The sequence below is a fragment of the Chitinophaga sancti genome (genome assembly GCF_034424315.1).
Lineage (GTDB): Bacteria > Bacteroidota > Bacteroidia > Chitinophagales > Chitinophagaceae > Chitinophaga > Chitinophaga sancti.
Window position 1 is genome coordinate 2,561,852 of the sequence record NZ_CP139972.1, and the last position, 18,010, is coordinate 2,579,861.

The 18,010-nt window shown below is 45.6% G+C and carries 14 protein-coding genes; 5 read left to right on the plus strand and 9 right to left on the minus strand.

What is annotated here, in order from left to right; translation table 11 throughout:
* Window positions 1-76 precede the first annotated feature (76 nt).
* The 6 genes from eutC to U0033_RS09665 form a co-directional block, all read right to left on the minus strand.
* Complete coding sequence (gene eutC / locus U0033_RS09640) at window positions 77-835, minus strand: ethanolamine ammonia-lyase subunit EutC (protein ID WP_072356944.1); 759 nt, start codon at window positions 833-835, stop codon at window positions 77-79.
* Window positions 832-2,202 carry an ethanolamine ammonia-lyase subunit EutB gene (locus U0033_RS09645; RefSeq protein ID WP_072356943.1) on the minus strand — a complete coding sequence of 457 codons (1,371 nt, stop codon included), beginning with the start codon at window positions 2,200-2,202 and terminating at the stop codon, window positions 832-834. Before U0033_RS09645 ends, eutC begins: the two co-directional genes overlap by 4 nt.
* 20 nt (window positions 2,203-2,222) lie before the next feature.
* Window positions 2,223-3,545 (minus strand): ethanolamine permease, encoded by a 1,323-nt coding sequence (eat, locus tag U0033_RS09650; RefSeq protein ID WP_072356942.1) that lies wholly within the window; start codon window positions 3,543-3,545, stop codon window positions 2,223-2,225.
* A gap of 124 nt (window positions 3,546-3,669) precedes the next feature.
* Window positions 3,670-6,867, minus strand: a complete 3,198-nt coding sequence (locus U0033_RS09655) for a S41 family peptidase (protein WP_072356941.1) — start codon at window positions 6,865-6,867, stop codon at window positions 3,670-3,672.
* Between the two features lie 95 nt (window positions 6,868-6,962).
* Window positions 6,963-7,415 (minus strand): GNAT family N-acetyltransferase, encoded by a 453-nt coding sequence (locus U0033_RS09660; RefSeq protein WP_072356940.1) that lies wholly within the window; start codon window positions 7,413-7,415, stop codon window positions 6,963-6,965.
* A complete protein-coding gene (locus U0033_RS09665; RefSeq protein WP_072356939.1) occupies window positions 7,387-8,847 on the minus strand; it encodes an amino acid permease in 1,461 nt (486 codons plus the stop codon). The genes U0033_RS09660 and U0033_RS09665 overlap by 29 nt, the downstream gene beginning before the upstream one ends.
* 278 nt (window positions 8,848-9,125) lie before the next feature.
* Here U0033_RS09665 and U0033_RS09670 point away from each other — a divergent pair, with 278 nt between their 5' ends.
* The 3 genes from U0033_RS09670 (at window position 9,126) to U0033_RS09680 (ending at window position 11,218) form a co-directional block, all read left to right on the plus strand.
* Window positions 9,126-9,545, plus strand: coding sequence for a VOC family protein (locus U0033_RS09670; protein WP_072356938.1), 420 nt, complete (start codon window positions 9,126-9,128; stop codon window positions 9,543-9,545).
* Window positions 9,546-9,608: 63 nt separating this feature from the next.
* Complete coding sequence (locus tag U0033_RS09675; protein ID WP_072356937.1) at window positions 9,609-10,655, plus strand: AI-2E family transporter; 1,047 nt, start codon at window positions 9,609-9,611, stop codon at window positions 10,653-10,655.
* A 68-nt stretch (window positions 10,656-10,723) separates the two neighbouring features.
* Window positions 10,724-11,218, plus strand: a complete 495-nt coding sequence (locus U0033_RS09680) for a DinB family protein (RefSeq protein WP_072356936.1) — start codon at window positions 10,724-10,726, stop codon at window positions 11,216-11,218.
* Between the two features lie 142 nt (window positions 11,219-11,360).
* Here U0033_RS09680 and U0033_RS09685 read toward each other — a convergent pair whose 3' ends face one another.
* The 3 genes from U0033_RS09685 to U0033_RS09695 form a co-directional block, all read right to left on the minus strand.
* The gene (locus tag U0033_RS09685; RefSeq protein ID WP_072356935.1) at window positions 11,361-11,897 is read right to left on the minus strand and encodes a DUF1877 family protein; all 537 of its coding nucleotides are present in this window, start codon (window positions 11,895-11,897) and stop codon (window positions 11,361-11,363) included.
* 162 nt (window positions 11,898-12,059) lie between these two features.
* Window positions 12,060-13,985 (minus strand): alpha-L-fucosidase, encoded by a 1,926-nt coding sequence (locus U0033_RS09690; RefSeq protein ID WP_218163972.1) that lies wholly within the window; start codon window positions 13,983-13,985, stop codon window positions 12,060-12,062.
* 157 nt (window positions 13,986-14,142) lie between these two features.
* Window positions 14,143-17,367: a TonB-dependent receptor gene (locus U0033_RS09695; protein ID WP_072356933.1), complete on the minus strand. Its 3,225-nt coding sequence runs from the start codon at window positions 17,365-17,367 to the stop codon at window positions 14,143-14,145.
* A gap of 129 nt (window positions 17,368-17,496) precedes the next feature.
* Here U0033_RS09695 and U0033_RS33280 point away from each other — a divergent pair, with 129 nt between their 5' ends.
* Window positions 17,497-17,598, plus strand: a complete 102-nt coding sequence (locus U0033_RS33280; RefSeq protein WP_407654242.1) for a hypothetical protein — start codon at window positions 17,497-17,499, stop codon at window positions 17,596-17,598.
* A 15-nt stretch (window positions 17,599-17,613) separates the two neighbouring features.
* Window positions 17,614-17,901, plus strand: a complete 288-nt coding sequence (locus U0033_RS09700; RefSeq protein WP_072356932.1) for a hypothetical protein — start codon at window positions 17,614-17,616, stop codon at window positions 17,899-17,901.
* The last annotated feature ends 109 nt before the right edge of the window (window positions 17,902-18,010 follow it).

The window sequence follows — 18,010 nt, forward strand, 5'->3', positions numbered from 1 at the left end:
ACCTGCCGGAGTAAGAAATATTTCCTGTTCCGGCAGGCACCGTCTTGAATTTTTGTGTCAGGTGAATGGTTAGGGATTATTCTAATAAACCGGTGTTGTCTTTTAATGCCACCCCAGTTAGTTTTAATTTAATTGCTTCCTTAATCAAGTACAGGATCTTCTGCGCGGCGGCTTCATACTGCAAACCTTCTTCCCGGATATTCGAAATACAATTTCTTGATTCATCCGTGATACCAGGCTTTGGCCCAAATGTGATATACGCCCCCATACTATCTGCCGCACTCAAACCGGGGCGTTCTCCTATGAGCATGAGCGTCACCTTTGCCTGCAATATTTCTCCTGCTTCATCACCACTTGCTACCCTTCCCTGCTGCACTATACAAATAGGTGCTAATGAAAGTCCTGCACCTTTCAATAAAGGAATTAACACTTCCAATAAAGGCTGCGTATGCACATTCATTGCTGTTGCAGATAGACCATCCGCAAGAATGATTGCCACGTCTTTCCGGAGGTACCCGGGGGCTGTTGACTTTAACAGGCTAATACTCTCCGCATCAAGCTGCCTTCCTTTATCAGGTCGTTGTAAATATTCATATCTATCTACCGCCCGGCTATGCAATAAAACTATCGGTAAATAAAACGCATGTAATTGCTCCTGCAAAGCATTTACTGCCAATGCAGAATACACCGCATCGCGGGCATGCGCATGTGCCAGCCGGAAATTAAGCACCTCCCGCAATGGAATAGCGGTACCTGTTCTTCCCAGTGCAATCCTCGCTGTTGTAAACTGCTTCAGCGATGCCCAGGGATCCTGTTGTATTATATCCTGACTCATATGTATTTCAGTAAATGATGTGAATTCCCTACCGGCAATAACCTGCCTTCGGTGCTCATAATCCCCTGCCTTTGTAACCACTGATCAAATTCAGGCGAAGGCTTTAATCCTAACACCTTTCTTGCATACAATGCATCATGAAAAGAGGTAGACTGATAGTTCAGCATAATGTCATCTGCCCCCGGCACTCCCATAATAAAATTCACCCCTGCTACGCCTAATAATGTAAGCAGGTTATCCATATCGTCCTGGTCTGCCTCTGCATGATTTGTATAACAAATATCCACGCCCATTGGCAATCCCAACAACTTGCCGCAAAAATGATCTTCCAATGCCGCACGAATAATCTGCTTACCATCAAACAAATATTCGGGTCCAATAAAACCTACAACCGTATTGACCAGTAATGGTGAAAATTTACGTGCCACCGCATATGCCCTCACCTCGCAGGTTTGCTGATCTACACCACCATGTGCATTCGCAGACAATGCGCTCCCCTGCCCTGTTTCAAAATACATGAGGTTATTCCCTACCGTACCACGCTGCAGGGATAACCCTGCCTCATACGCTTCCTGCAATAAGGAAAGATTGACACCAAAACTACTATTCGTTTGTTCAGTACCACCTATCGACTGAAACACCAGGTCCACCGGTGCACTGTGCATGATCTGCAAGGCTGTTGTAACATGGCACAACACACAGGATTGTGTAGGAATTTCAAATTGCCCACGTAGCTGATCCAGCATTTTCAACAAGGTGATCGTTGCCTGCGGACTATCCGTGGCCGGATTGATACCAATCACCGCATCCCCGCTTCCATACAGTAATCCATCTATGATACTGGCTGCAATACCTTTGGGATCATCCGTATTATGATTGGGTTGCAGGCGCACAGAAAGATGCCCTTTTAACCCGATAGTATTCCTAAACCGTGTCACGACCTCGCACTTCTTTGCTACACTAATCAAGTCCTGGTTGCGCATTAACTTCGACACTGCCGCCACCATTTCAGGCGTTATGCCCGGCCCTAATTGCTGTAAACTCAGGGTATCTGCATGATCACTTAATAACCAATCCCTGAATTGCCCGACCGTAAAATGGCTCACTAAAGCAAATGCATTTACATCATGCGCATCAACGATCAGCCGCGTAATTTCATCCTGCTCATAGGGAATCACTACTTCCTGTAAAAAAGTTTTTAATGGCACATCTGCCAATGCCATCTGCGCCGCCACTCTTTCTTCTGCGGTATCTGCACACAAACCGGCCAACGCATCGCCGGAACGGAAAGGCCCAGCCTTCGCCAACAGGGTACGCAAATCATTAAATTCGTAAGTAGTATGATGAATTGTATGCCGGTAACTCATGAAACCAATTTATTAAAACATTATATCTCCGAAAGCAGGTTGATTACTGCCTGATGCTTATGTCTGCCCATCCCTATAAAAATAACCAATGCCACCGCCAATCCTCCGAAAAAGATCAGGCTTAACATGGGATAAGTATAAATAATTGCAAAAAGGGAAACGATGGAAAGGAATAAGGCAATTCCCGGGAACCAGGGATATAAGGGTGCTTTGTAAGGTCTTTCGAGTGCTGGATCTTTCACTCTTAGGATAAACAAACTCACCATGCTCAGGATATACATGACGATCGCTCCCATGACAGAAAGGATCACTAACTGATCGGTTTTACCCATATATAAAGCGATTACACCTAAAAGACCACCTGTAATCAGGGCGGCGACAGGTACTCTTCTCCGTGGACTTAATGTGGACATGATCCCTGGCAGGTACCCCGCCCGACCTAAGGCGAACAATTGGCGGGAATAACTGATAATGATTCCATTAAAGGAGGCTATCAGGCCAAATAAGCCGATGCCGGCAAAGAGTTTTGTGATGCCGTTCTGTTTTCCCAATACCACACCGATGGCTTCGGGTAAGGGATAGTCTATAGCAGAGAGGGATTTCCAGTCTGTAATACCCCCAGTGAATACCATGACTGCTAAGGCCAGTAACATCAAAGTGAGGATCGCCGATATGTAGCCTTTGGGGATGTTTCGGTGCGGATCTTTCACCTCCTCTGCAACCATAGCAATCCCTTCTATGCATACATATAGCCAGATTGCGAAGGGTAAGGCGTTAAATACCCCACTCCAGCCAAATGGCATCGCATCGTGGAGAAAATTGGCCGTCTTAAAGGACGGACCTACTATTCCAAGGTAAATTAATAATTCAACCACTGCAAGTAATGTGATGATCAGGGAGAACAATGCAGATTCCTTAATACCTAAAAGGTTGACAACGGTGAGAATAATATAGAATGCCAGGCCACTACCCAAAACCGGCAAGGCCGGATGCAAAAAATGCAGGTAATTGCCCAGAGCCAATGCAATAGCTGGTGTGGCCAGCAGGAATTCCACCGCCGTAGCATAGCCCGCTATCAATCCGCCTACTGGCCCCATGGCCCTGTGCGTATAGGTAAAAGGGCCTCCCGCCTGCGGAATAGAAGTAGTTAATTCTGTAAAACTGAAGATAAACGTAATATACAGCAGGGTGATGACCAGCGTGGTGATCAGAAAACCCATAGTACCGGCTACTCCCCAGCCATAATTCCACCCGAAATACTCTCCGGAAATAACAAGACCAACACCAATAGCCCACAAATGAATGGGCCTGATTACTTTTTTTAACGATTGCGAAGACGACATAATAGAACACTACCTTTTAGATGTAAAAAGAATGTTCCCAAATCCCTGAAGTGCGCTTAAGATACAAATAAAAAATGGGACCAGGTATTATCCCGGCCCCATTATACTTAAAATAAAAAAACGACTATTTTATTTCCTGCAGCATTTCCTTTAACGCAGCTTCCAGCTGGGCATCCTTACCACTCATTTCTTCCTCATACCTCAGCGGCACCCTGATATCAGGCTCTACCTGCAGGTTCTCTGTAGGGCGCCCCTCTTTGCCAATGGTCGCAATCATCGGGATACCAAAAATGATAGACTGATCGATCTGTCTTTCCCACCAAACAGCCGTACCTGTACCCGCTACCGGCATACCTATCAGTTTACCCAGGCCATTCTGTTTGTAGATATAAGGGAAGATGAACGCATCACTGTAGTTGCCCTCACTCATGATCACACAACTGGGCCGTGTCCATCTGTCAGCAGGTTCTGCGCCTTCCACCATTTCCATCTGCGGTGCAAAGTGCAGGTACTCCTTTCCACTCAGGAAGGTATTCAGGTCATTGTGCAACCAGCCGCCTCCGTTGAAACGGGTATCAACAATCAATGCCTTCTTTCCCCTGTTACGACCCATTACTACATCGTACACGGAACGGTAGCTGGCATCATTCATGGATTCTACATGTACATAGCCTACTTTACCATCACTCAGTTTATCGACCATAGTCTGCATGCGCTTTACCCAGCGTTTGTACATCAAAGGGCCTTCCTCGCCTGCGGCAAATGGTATAACAGTTTCATCCCAACGCTGCTGAGCCACCGGATCATACAAACTTAAGAGTACGTTATCACCCGTCTTACGGTTCAGCAGCATAGCCCAGTCAATATCCGGACTTACAGTTTCACCATCGATCTTTTCAATGATCACACCTTTTCTGATCTTACTCTTTGCCTTATCAGACGGACCACCTGTCAATACTTCATCCACCTTCAGACCATTGCCGGTAAAGGTTTCATCATACAGCAATCCCAAAGAGGCCGTTGCATCCCCCTCTGGTGAGGAAGCATAATAACGGCCACCTGTATGTGATGCATTCAGTTCTCCCAGCAGTTCACTCAGGATCTCCTGGAAGTCATAATTATCACTGATGTGTGGCAGGAATCGGGCATAGTTCTTTGCATACATTTCCCAATCTACATTGTGCAGTTTGGGATCGTAGAATTTATCCTTTACTTCCTTCCAGGCATGCTCATAAATGTAAGCTCTTTCCGCAGCAGGATTCCAGTTGAACTCTGTACTGATACTCACAGGAGTTACCTTACCGGAACCTGTCTCTACTTTCACTACACTTCCTTTGTTGCTGACAAAGAGCGTATTCCCATCCTTGCTCAATACGATATCGCCTGATGAACCACCCAGCTTAGCCAGGATCTTTGTTTCGCCAGTACGTGGCTCTGTTACCCACAGATCATATCCCTTCTCAAAAGATGCCATGTAATACAGCTTGGCAGCATCCTTGCTCAACACATAATCACCAATACTGGCACTGTTAATTGTAAGACGCACCTTCCTGTTCTCCAGGTCTTCAAAATCAGGCTTGAAAGATGTTTTGGAAGATGTATCTTTTTTAGTCGCAGCAGTATCATCCTTCAGCAGGTTGAATGCATCCTTAGATAATTTAAAACGATCGTATGCTGCCTGATCCAGGAATACAGCATAAATGTCTTTCTCCTTACTACCCTGTTTAGCCAGTGAACGACGACCTGCAGCATTACTCAGGTACAACAACATCTTCCCATCTATAGAGAACTTGCTACTCTCTTCACCAAAACCGCTCATCACAGGATAGATCGTTTTTCCATTGCCATCAGCGGGAAGGATTGCTGCATTGCTCACATCAAAATACCCCTGCTGGTCTTCGGTCACGATATATTTTCCATCAGGACTCCAGGCAAAATCCCAGTCCTCATCAGAATAAGAATGGTTACGGCCTTTAGGCAAAATGATACGGCTTTTTTTAGATGCCAGGTTATATACCTTCAGGATATTCCTGTCTTCAACATAAGCTAATTCCTTTCCATCAGGAGAGAATACCGGCTGGAATTCTGCAGCAGCAGTCGCTATCAGGGGTTCTTCATTTACCAGGGTGGCATTGAAGAAATAATTCTCTCCCGGTTTTACCATGCTTGCTTTATACAGATCCCAGTTACCATTGCGCTCTGCGGCATACACCAGGGTTTTGCCATCCGGTGACCAGCTCAGGCCACGCTCCTGTGTAGGCGTATTCGTGATACGGCGGGTCATGTTATTTTCAACGCTGCTTACAAACACCTCACCTCTTGCGATGAAGGCCATTTGCTTACCATCAGGACTCATTCTGAACTGCGTGACGTTACCGTTTACAGGCAGGTGTTTGATCACGGCAGCACGGCCATCATTCAATACCTGGATGGCGATCTTCTTTGGTTCCTTTCCTTCCTGGTAAGTATAGATCTCACCATTGTAAGAGAAGCAAAGGGTATTATTATTAGCAATAGATAAATGACGTACGGGATGTTTGTCAAAATGTGTCAGCTGTTTCATTTCACCTTTCGAAGTCAGGGAAGCTTTGAACAGGTTTTGTGAAATTCCGCCTTTTTCACTCAGGTAATACAACTGATCATTAGGCCCCAGCACAGGTTCGCGGTCTTCTCCTTCGTAAGTGGACAATTGCTGGTAAGATTTATTCTTTATATCGTACACCCATATATCGCGGGTTACGCCACTGGTATGGTGCTTACGTAATGGGTCCTCGTATCCTTTTCTGTCCTGGAATACGATCTGGTCTCCTTTAGCAGAATAATGTGCATTGTCTGCACCGGCAGAACTTAGCAGTATGGCACGGCCACCGCTTACGGGTACGGTATAAAGGTTATTGAACAACCTGGTACTAAAGCGGATATCTGATGCCGGCGCATTGCGTGGGCTACCAAATAATACCTGCTTGTTATCAGGCGTAAAATCGTAAGGATAATCAGCAGTGCTGTTGTAAGTAAGGCGTACAGGTGCACCTCCGATCGCAGGCATCACGTATACATCGAAGTTTCCACTCCTGTCACTGGCAAAAGCAATTTGCTTACCATCATGACTCCATACCGGCATCATGTCGTGGGCTTCGTGAATAGTAAGTGGTACAGCGATGCCCCCGTTTACATCTACTTTGTATATATCTCCTTTATACCCGAATGCAATGGTCTTTCCATCGGGAGAGATGGCGGGATAACGCAGCCACAGTGCATCTTCCTGTGCATGAGCGGCAAAAACCATGCAGCAGGCTGAAATAGCAAGCAGTAATTTTTTCATATAAAACGGCGATTCAGATTGTTGTGTTGTTTACCTTTTAAAGGTAACAAATGAAACCCTGTTGCCATTAAATATCTGGATAAAAGGTAACAAGCCTACAGCAAGGGTTTCTGCAGGCATACACTGTTCTCCATCTGCTCATATGGTGGGTATTTATCCATAAAGGTGTAACCCGATTTTTGATAGAGGGCAATAGCTTCCGGCTGACGAATACCTGTTTCCAAAACAGCGCGGGTGAAACCCTGTGAGAGCGCCCAGGTTTCCAGTTCTTTTAGTATGGCATAAGCAATGCCCTGACCACGATGGGTGGCGTATACAAACATGCGCTTCACCTCTATTGTATGAGCGTCAAAAGGGCGGAAACAGGCACAACCTACCGGCAGGGCATCGACATATGCCACTACAACGGTAGGTATGTTCTTAACTTTATCGAGGACTTCGTAATCCTGCTGTACTTCAGGATACCTGAGCCACAATTCCTGATCAAGCGCGATAATCAGTTCCTGAAATTGCGGATCATCACTGTTCGTTCTGTTGAGTGTTAGCATACCCTCCTAATTTACTATTCTTTTTACCATATCCAAAGTATACGATAAAACCAATGAGCAGCCATACAATCAAACGGATCCATGTATCCAGTGGCAGGGAGAACATCATTATCAGGCAGGTGAGGATACCAAGGATAGGAACGACCGGTACCCAGGGTGTTTTGAATGCACGGGGAATATCCGGTTGCTTTTTGCGCAGGATCAGGATGCCCAAACACACCATCACAAATGCCAGTAATGTACCAATACTACACATCTCTCCCACTACAGAAATGGGTACGAGCCCCGCAAATAAACTAATGAAGATACAGAGAACGATATTAGATTTAAATGGAGTCGCAAAGCGTTTGTGTAACTGGGAAAATACAGGTGGCAATAAACCGTCTTTACTCATGGAATAGAATACCCTGGATTGCCCCAGCAGATCTACCAGGATCACAGAAGTATAACCTACCAGGATTGCGCCGATCACTGCCAGGAAGAGATTCTTATAAGGGGTATGTGCAATCGCTACCGCTACCGGTGCAGGATTGTCTTTGAACTCCGTATAATGCGCCATTCCCGTCATCACATAACCAAACAATACAAAGAGAACAGTACATATAATGAGTGAACCCAGGATGCCGATGGGCATATTTTTCTTTGGATTGCGGGTTTCCTGTGCCATCGTGGCAACAATATCAAAACCGATAAATACAAAGAAAACGACACCTGCCCCTCTCAGAATACCACTCCAGCCAAAGGACCCAAATTCTCCAGTATTGGCAGGAATGAAAGGATGATAGTTTTCAGGATGAATATATTTCCAGCCCAGTGCAATGAATACCAGCACCACCCCTACCTTCAGCGCCACTACGATCGCGTTGAACAAAGCGGAACTTTTGGTACCTCTTATTAAAATAGAAGTGATAGCTACTATAATCAATACTGCTGGCAGGTTAATAAAACCATGCACAATACTATGATCTGCCAGTTCAATTTTCTCAAATGGCGAAGTTACCAGCTGAGGAGGAATATGAATATTATATGTGCTGAGAAACTTAACCAGGTAACGTGACCAGCTGATAGCTACAGTAGAGGCACCTACTGAATATTCCAGTACCAGGTCCCAGCCAATGATCCATGCCCAGAGCTCTCCGAGCGTAGCATAGGCATAGGTATAAGCACTCCCTGCTACAGGTACCATGCTGGCCATTTCTGCATAGCAGAGCGCGCTGAATGCACAGCCCACTGCCGCTAAGATGAAGGAGAGAATGACTGCCGGCCCTGTATTGTTGGCCGCTGCAATTCCGGTGAGGGAAAAAAGCCCTGCACCAATGATAACGCCAATACCGATGGCGATGAGGTTGAAACCTCCAAGACTGCGTTTTAAAGTATTACTGCCACTTTGAGCAGCTTCCTGTTGCAGGCTGGCTATAGATTTTCTTATCACAGGTAAGATTTAGTTGTGGCCGCAAAGATAAGATATTGCAGTTACTCTACAAAACAACTAGACTTAATACCAGTTCCTTACCTTATTTACCGTTTATAAAGTTTCCGCATTCTTTAACATCGGATTAACTAATAAGAAATGTGTGAGTTGTAAATTCGCTGTACTAAAATTATTATTTCATAGGTATAGGGATATCAGACAGCTGCTCTTTTAAGGGTGGCTTTATTTTTTTAAACCTTTCCCACTTATTACTGTTACATTAACAGTAAAACCACCTTATGGCAACACTCAATCCTTACCTCAATTTCAACGATACCTGCGAAGCTGCATTCGGTCTCTACAAATCCGTATTTGGTGGAGAGTTTGCTACTTTTATGCGTTTCAAAGATGTTCCTGGCGATAACCCGCCTCCACCCGAAGATGCGGACAAAATAATGCACGTTGCATTACCCATCGCCAATAATGGAATGTTAATGGGAAGTGACCGGCCAGGGCATATGGGCAGCACAACTTTTGGAGATAGTGTGACCATCAGCATCTCTGCTGAAAGTGAAGAGGAAGCCCACAAACTCTTTGAAGGATTATCCGCCGGAGGCAGCGTAACCATGCCGCTTGGTAAACAATTCTGGGGTGCCCTGTTTGGAATGCTGACTGATAAGTATGGCATTCACTGGTTGGTGAGTTATGATTACAAATAAAGAGACTGCGGCGCGGCATAGTTTGGCATTCATTATGTTCACTATATCTCAAAAGTTAATATTATGAAAAGCGTTAAACTGGCCTTCTATGCCCGCCTGGCCCTGATATTACACGCGCTTATCCTGTCTCTGCTACTGATGCATCTTGGCAAAACAGTGATCATTCCACTCTTTTTTGCCCTGTTGATCTCCTTTGCCCTACTGCCTGTGTGCAGGCAACTGGAAAAGTGGAGCCTGCACCGTGGCCTCGCCGCTGCTATCTGCGTATTGCTTTTCGTGGTATTGATCGGTTCATTTATAGATATCCTGAGTCACCAGATCGTGAACTTTACCCATAATCTCCCTGAGCTGCAAAAACGGTTTTCGGAAAGCCTGACCGATATCCGACAATGGCTGCTCAATACCTATCATATAGATTATCAGCAGCAAACCGATTATCTGAAGAAATCTACAAGCGGATTACAGTCTACCGCTATGAGTTCATTAGGGGCTACTTTCATCGGGTTCGCTGAAGTGTTTATCCTCACCATCTTCTTCCTCATTTTTACGTTCTTCATGTTGTATCACCGTCGTTTGTTTAAGCGTTTTGTGGTCGCACTCTTTCCGCAGGATGAACTGCCGAAAGTAGAAGAAGTGCTAAACAGCGCCCGCCGGATGATCAACAGGTATATTATAGGCTTACTCACAGAAATGTTTATACTGATCATCTTATTACTTTCCACGCTGGCCATCCTGGGCATTAAATATGCCCTGCTGATCAGTGTAATTGCCGCACTGTTGAACGTAATACCCTATCTGGGTATTTATACAGCTATGGCTATCAGTATGTTTATCACTTTTGCCAATGGAGAACCCTCCCAGGCTGTAACAGTGGGAATTGTTTTTATCGTCGCCCATTTCCTGGATGCAAATGTAATCCTGCCCCGGGTAGTAGGTGGCAACGTAAAGCTCAATCCTTTGATTACCATCATTGCTGTGCTTACCGGCAAACTGGTGTGGGGGATTCCCGGTATGTTCCTCTTTATCCCCCTGGCTGCCATTATCCGTATTATCAGTGAAAAGGTGGAATCTTTACAACCATGGGCGATCCTGATGGGGGAAGAAAAATAATTTTGGGGCTACTGACATACTGTTGTCACCAGCACGTTCTTTCTTTGTGATAACAAAACAAACCTAACATGAAAGCAACAACCACCACCCTGGCAACAGAAACATTCACAACCCCGGCTCAATTGCTAAAACACTGGCAGTTGCACCGTAACCTGACCCGCAAAATAATTAACAACTTCCCTGAAGATAAACTCTTTAGTTATTCGGTGGGTGGTATGCGCCCGTTTGCAGAACTGGCGATGGAATTTATTGGTATGGCTGTTCCGACCCTGACAGGCATCATCACAGAAAAGTGGGAAAAATTTAAGCATGAAGAAGCCCCTGTCACTAAGCAGGAGCTGCTTGACCTGTGGGATGAACAAACTGAAATCATTAATACCCTCTGGCCGAAAATTCCAGCTGAAAGATTCAATGATGTTGTATTAGCTTTCGGACAATGGGAAATGCCAGTGTACCTGCTGGTACTGTATGTAGTTGAAAATGAAATACATCACCGTGGACAAGGATATGTATACCTCCGCTCACTGGGCATAGAACCTACACCATTCTACGAGAGGGATTAAAATATTTAGCCCCATTCTAAAATCCAACGAAAAGCTCCTGCTGTATGGCAGGGGCTTTTTTTAACGGGTTCCCGCGGATTCCTATTCTGGGTTTCAATCCTTATTCCTGGGTTAAAAATATGATTCACACACTTTTACAGCCTTAATCCACATGGCTTATAATATAAGCACCCTGCTCTTTCGCTTTTTCATAGATGGCCTTCAGCGCCAGCAATTCTGTAGCCATGTGCTGTGCACTAAAGGTGACCCCATCCCGTTCATCATCTGTCCATACCTGGCCCGGTTCAATGTCGTGCTCATTCAGCTCCGTATGGTCAAACAGTGCGATAATGTTACCTGGCTCTATTGATGACAGCAGATCTGCAATTTCGGATACGGTAGCCGGATCATTGAAGTAAAGCGGTTGCTTGTCAAAATCAAAATCATCCGGCAGGGTATCGATATCGATGTTTTCGAAGTCGATCTCGTCTCCTATATACGCCTCAGGGTAAAAGATCTGTCTTACAATAGAAATATCCTCAGGTCTGCTTCCTTTCGTGATCAGAAACAGTAATCCTTCAAAGGATTTCTCAAAAGTTGTTTTTTCAGCGGCAATGTTGGCCACCGGATATTCAGGATCGTCTCCAATTTTGGAAAATTCGTTCCTGTCCACGAGAAATAGTGTAGCACTTTGTCCCATAAGAGCGTTTAAAGATTCCGCAAATTTATTTGAAGATATTAACATTTGCCAAAAAACGCAAAAAGGAAATTTTTTTGGAATAAATAAAAGCTAAAACGCTTCGGCCTTAGGCCGAAGCGTTTTAGCTTAAAATGCCGGCCAATGGCCGGATAAAGAATTATTTTATTTAATGATGCCCACTTCAGCAATGCCTACATACTGCCTGCCATCCTTAGCTGGCAGTACATGCAGCGGCTCAAACCTGAAATACCTTGCATTCACTGGTTTCTCCAGGTCAATACGCTGCTCGATAGGGTTCGCCTTGATATTTGAAAACTCCCCTTCCTTCCGGAGCTCCCAGGTCTTACCATCATCGCTCGTATAGATTTTGTACTTGTCTACCAGGCCCTTATCTTTTACAGGCAGGTAATTAAACCCTACAATCCGGGCTGGGAACTGCATATCCACAACCACTCCTTTAGGCGCAAGTTTCTTAAAGGTATTCATATCCATTTGCACGGCACTGCCAGCATCTCCGTCTATAGCAGCAGAGAATCTGGTGTTGTGGGATTTCCACTGCGCCTTATCTACGATAAGGTCTTTTCTTACACCCGCAGCCTTCACCTCCGGTGCCTTGAACAAACCTACATCACTGAGACAGATACTCGCAGCTCCCTTTGTAATACGAATCCTAACCTTGTCCGTAGTCACCATACGCTCACTACGGATCAGGCGGCAGTAACCAATAGCTGTGCCTTTCTTCAGTTCTGTCCACTGGCCATTTTCCCAAACATCTACTGCCCAGTCGTCTATACGCTGACCGAGTTTAATGTTCTCACGCAAACGGATCACATTGAACGTTTTGCTGCCTGCCAGGTTCAATACCAGTTCTCCGGTATTCACACCATCCTTTGTACCCCAATATGTATACGGATCATTGTCCAGTACATTCTCAGCCGCATAAGCCTTATCCCCGCCTCTCAGATCGCTCGCCTGCAAGCTTGCCCCTGCTGCATAGTTGACGCTGTACATCTGCCTGATGATATCACCAAAACCTTTCAGACTGGCCACATCAATTTCGTTTACAAGACCCCGTTGATCAGGAGGTACGTTCAGCAACATGGTCGTACCATGGCCTACAGACGCAAAGTAATGGTTCAGGAGATCTTCCGGTGTTTTCACCTTGTTATCTTCTGTAGCATGATAAAACCATCCCGGACGAATGGAAAAATTGGTCTCCGCCGGCATCCATTGCTTACCATTGCGGGTACCATTCAGCCCCAGTTCATATAAAACCTGCCCGGGTGCTGCAACAGCGGAATCCTTGTCTCCGATAGGCGTGTAGGTAGCCCAGCAGGGATCGCCGGAAAAACCAGTTTCGGTACCGACCCAACGTACATCGGGGCCTACATCACTCATGATCACAGCATTCGGCTGCAATTGTTTTTCCAGGCCCCAGGTTTCAGGCCAGTTATAATAAGTATAACGATCTATTTTCACTTCTTTGCGTGCCCCCCCGTAATAGCCATCACCACCGTTTGCACCATCATGCCAGATTTCGAATACCGGACCATAATTGGTCAGCAATTCCTTCATCTGTTCACGGTAGATGCGTACATAATCCGGCGTACCATAAGCCGCATTATTTCTATCCCATGGGGAGAGGTATACACCAAATTTAATTCCCTGCTTCTTACAGGCGTCTGCAAATTCTTTTACCATATCGCCCTGGCCGTTCTTCCATGGGCTTTTGGTAATGTTGTGGAAAGTAGTTTTGGTCGGCCAGAGGCAGAAACCATCATGGTGCTTACAGGTCAGGATCAAACCTGTTAAACCTGCTGCCTTGATCCCCGACACGATCTGATCTGCATTAAAATTGGTAGGATTAAAAATCTTCTCACTTTCGTCACCATAGCCCCATTCCTTGTTAGTAAAGGTATTGACAGTGAAATGCACAAAAGCGTACATATCCATGGCCTGCCATTCTACCTGCGCAGCGGAAGGCAATACACCGTAAGGTGCGGGTGCACTTACTTGTGCATTGCTACAGCTGGCCCCCGCCATCAGCATGGCAAATGCCAGGCTGGCGCTACCTATAAATTTCTTCATGTAGTATTGTTTTTTGTTAGACCTGTGTTCACATGAGCTATAAAAATAGGAGGTTTTATCAAGGAAAGAAACTATACGGAAAATAGTATTACCTATACTCAAAATAATATGAGGGCCCGCATATGCAGGCCCTCATTACAATTCAAATCCAGCGCGATTAAAAAATATATCTCAGCCCCAGCTGCATCTGCCACCTGGATGGCAAATCAGGACTGGTGGTAAATGTTTGTGTTTGCCCGGGATCAAACTGGTAAATGGCTTTACCATCGGTATCCTTGCCAGTATATGCCAGTGGCTGATAATAGCCCGTGGTGCTTGCGTATTTACGCAGCCCCCATTTGCTGCTGATCAGGTTACCAAGGTTCACAATATCAAGACTGACCTGGACGGTGCTGGTATGTTCCTTGCCTTTGAAGTTGAAATCCTGCAACAGGCGCAGATCCAGCTGGCTAAACCAGGGAGTCATTCCATCGTACTTGCCGGAATACTGCCCCCTGTGTGCGCTCAGGTACTTATCCTGCTGGATAAATCTCTCCAGGGCCGCGCCCTGTGCTGCCGCATCCTGTACATTCCCGTTAGCATCTGTCAGGGTAGCAAAATTCATCTTGCTGATCTCTGACTGTGTGGGTATATATAGCAGATCATTGGCTGCAGAACCATCGTTGTTGACATCCCCGCCATATACATAGGAATAACGGTTACCACTTGTCCAGTTGCTGAAGAAGGAAATAGTGGTGGCATATTTCCCCTGGCTGTATTCAAATTTCTTGATTCCTGCCAGCGTGAAACGATGGGTATTGCCATATAATGAATGAGATTCTTTTGCTTTGTTCGCATTTCCCAATACCGGGTTACGGTCAAAGGCATCTCCAGAAATCTCTGCAGAAATTGAACTCGCATCCTTTGCTACCAGGTAGTTATAGCCGAACATCAGGAAATAACCCCTGCCGAATGTTTGCTGCGCCTGGAAAGAAGCATTGAAGGAATAGCCAATCTTCGTATTCGTAAATACATAGGTGGCCGTATTGCCCTTGTCGCTGGCCTGGTATACCTCCCTGGTATCGCCCGTACCTGATTTCAATACACCTGTAGGTGTACCCAGACCGTAATCTCTTACCATCATGGAGTTCAGGTCTTTGGAATAAGACAGATCACCGGTCAGGATGGTTCCGCCTGATAATTTATAATCCAGTCCTACATTCGAACGCCAGATCTGTGGCCATTTGAAATTACGCGCCGTTACATCATAATAACCGGTGAATGGATTACCAATCTGGTTACCCACCCATACAAACGGAAAACGACCAGTGAATAAACCGGTTCCTCCCCGCAGCTGCACGCTTTTGTCACCATTGATATCCCAGTTGAAACCCAATCTGGGAGAGACTAAAATCTTGCCGCCGGGCATCCGTGTATTATCAATGGTCTGACCCGGGCCATTCTTCACTGGGTTTCCATCTTCGTCGAATAGGGTCAGGTTATCTGTATTCGGCACAGTAGGAGAGCCTTCTACAAAAGTACCTGCGAATGTACCGTCTGCATTGATATTCGGACTCTTATAGCTGGCCTTGGAAGGATAATAGAGCGCTTTGTCAAAGCGTACACCATAAGTGAGTTTGAAATTTGAAACCGGGTTCCATTCATCCTGTGCATATGCAGAAGCCTGCCCTACGGTGAGGTAATACCAGGTCCACTGATCAGCCGCAGCGCGGTTCCTGGCATAAGATACGTTGCCATCATAGCCACCGGCTGCCGCAGTAGTCAGGAAGTTATTGATATCAACACCAGAGAAAAGTGTAAATCCAAATCCCGTCAGGTTGAAGGAGTTCCCAAATTTAAACTGCTCATAAGATGCACCAACTGTAATGGTGTGCTTAGGCAGAATGATGTTAAAATTATTCGTCAGCTGCAAGGCGTCCTGGTTCAGCACATTATTAATGGAGAAGGGTTCGTACCCCGCTACAATATAAGGTACCCCGTATTTGGTAATGTTCAGCGCGGGGAATGGAGAAGAGAATGGATTACGGTTATCTCTGAAAATAGTATATACTGCCCTGAACTTATTGGCGTAAGTATCATTAAAGTTAGACTTCAGTTCCAGGCCGAATGAGTGCAGTTTATTGACCATTTCATAACCTGAGTTTCTGAATTGCAGGGTGATTGCATCAGGTCCGCGGCGATTGATCGCATTTGGGTGCGCTGTCTTTTCCTGGGAACCATCCAGCCCATTATAGGTAAATGCCAGTGAATGTTTATTGTTGATGACCCAGTCGATTTTAGCGAGCCATTTATAGTTACTTCTTTTCAGGTTGTAATGCTCATAAGGACCGGTGTTATAACCATACTTTGAACTCAGCAGATTACTGACTGACTGCAGGTCAGCCGCCAGTACACGGGAAGTTGTAATGTCGCCGGCATTATCAGCAGTTTGCGCTACATAGGCACTGGCTTCATCTTTCCGTTGTTCTGATTCGAAGTTGATGAAATAAAAGAGTTTGTTCTTTTTAATGGCACCTCCCAGTGAAAAGCCTGCCTGAAAAGACTCCAGTGTAGGCACCTTAAATTTTTGTCCGTCTATTTTGTTGCCGGACAAGGCATCATTACGATAGAAAGCATATACGGTACCACTGAATTTGTTGCTACCGCTCTTTGTCACAGTGTTCACACCTGCACCTGTAAACCCGGACTGGGTCACATCATAAGGTGCAATGTTGATCTGGATCTGGTCGATGGCATCGATGGAGATAGGCTGGGCATTTGTCTGCCCGCCGGGCGTAGGTGCATCCAGCCCAAAAGGATTATTAAACACCGCTCCATCCAGGGAAAAATTGTTGTATTGCCCGTTCCTGCCAGCAAAGGAAATTCCGTTGTAAGTAGGAGAAGCAGAGGGTGTCAGGCGCAGGTAGTCATCCGCCGAGCGGGAAATGGTGGGTAGCTGACGGATCTGGGTGCTGGAAATGTTAGTAGATGCACCTGTGCGCTGATCATTAAAAATAGTAGAGCGGCCACTCACCACTACTTCACTCAGGGTACCTGCAGCTTCTGATAAGCGCAGATCGAGAGCGGTCGTTTGCCCCAGGTTCAGAAATACCCCGGTGGCAGTTTTGGTAGCGTAACCGGTAAAAGATACGACTACAGTGTAAGGTCCGCCCACACGCAGGTTGGGTACAAGAAAGCTGCCATCTGATTTGGTGATCAGGCCTTTGTTGATACCCGCGTCAGACCAGGTTACCTGTACAGTAGCACCGGGCAGGGCTTCTCCTTTTTCGGTTTTTACAACACCACTCAGACTAGCTGTTGTAACCTGGGCAAACACACTACTAAATGTAATACAGGTGATGAATAAGCTCAGAAAGAGCCTGTTTAGATTTGGTTGATACATTTTATGATATTGGTGTTTATGGCTAACCTTCAAAGAACTGGTACAGAATCGGTCTTCTCAAACAATATAATTTACAAAATAATATAAAAACTACAAAATTTCATAAATCTTTTAGATCCTGCCAAGATCATCCCGGAAGAATCTGTACCTGTACAAAGGATCGGCACACTTACGCTGATCCGCACCCCTAACAACTACTTGCAGAAACAGGACAAGTTACTTTTGCATTAGGTATGCCCGTGCCTGATGAATGAAGGAAAACCTGCTGATGCAAATCCCAAACATTATGAAAGCATCGTGAAAGAACCGGATGTAAAATTCTCTGCGGCGCTGAGCATGGCGCATACCATTAAAGACAGTGTAAAGACCAGGCAAATTGCAATTCTTGCTGCTGCTGGTGTGAATGCTACAAGCCTGAAGGCGGTAAAAAAACAATTGACAAAAGCAGGAGCTGTAGTAGAAATTATTGCGCCGAGACAGGAACATTGCTTTCGATGCAGATGCAGCGCCTGTATTAAAGGCGACCTATTTTGAGCAGAAAACCGCTATGAAGGATGACCTGATCATCAGTGGCAATGCGGAAATACCGGCAGATCAGTTTATAAAAGCAGTACAACAACATCGCTTCCGGGATCGGGAAGTG

Coding starts and splice junctions, on each gene's coding strand:
- eutC (WP_072356944.1), bottom strand. CDS start 835: ATGAGTCAGGATATAATACAACAGGATCCCTGGGCATCGCTGAAGCAG.
- U0033_RS09645 (WP_072356943.1), bottom strand. CDS start 2,202: ATGAGTTACCGGCATACAATTCATCATACTACTTACGAATTTAATGAT.
- eat (WP_072356942.1), bottom strand. CDS start 3,545: ATGTCGTCTTCGCAATCGTTAAAAAAAGTAATCAGGCCCATTCATTTG.
- U0033_RS09655 (WP_072356941.1), bottom strand. CDS start 6,867: ATGAAAAAATTACTGCTTGCTATTTCAGCCTGCTGCATGGTTTTTGCC.
- U0033_RS09660 (WP_072356940.1), bottom strand. CDS start 7,415: ATGCTAACACTCAACAGAACGAACAGTGATGATCCGCAATTTCAGGAA.
- U0033_RS09670 (WP_072356938.1), top strand. CDS start 9,126: ATGGCAACACTCAATCCTTACCTCAATTTCAACGATACCTGCGAAGCT.
- U0033_RS09675 (WP_072356937.1), top strand. CDS start 9,609: ATGAAAAGCGTTAAACTGGCCTTCTATGCCCGCCTGGCCCTGATATTA.
- U0033_RS09680 (WP_072356936.1), top strand. CDS start 10,724: ATGAAAGCAACAACCACCACCCTGGCAACAGAAACATTCACAACCCCG.
- U0033_RS09685 (WP_072356935.1), bottom strand. CDS start 11,897: ATGGGACAAAGTGCTACACTATTTCTCGTGGACAGGAACGAATTTTCC.
- U0033_RS09690 (WP_218163972.1), bottom strand. CDS start 13,985: ATGAAGAAATTTATAGGTAGCGCCAGCCTGGCATTTGCCATGCTGATG.
- U0033_RS09695 (WP_072356933.1), bottom strand. CDS start 17,367: ATGTATCAACCAAATCTAAACAGGCTCTTTCTGAGCTTATTCATCACC.
- U0033_RS09700 (WP_072356932.1), top strand. CDS start 17,614: ATGAATGAAGGAAAACCTGCTGATGCAAATCCCAAACATTATGAAAGC.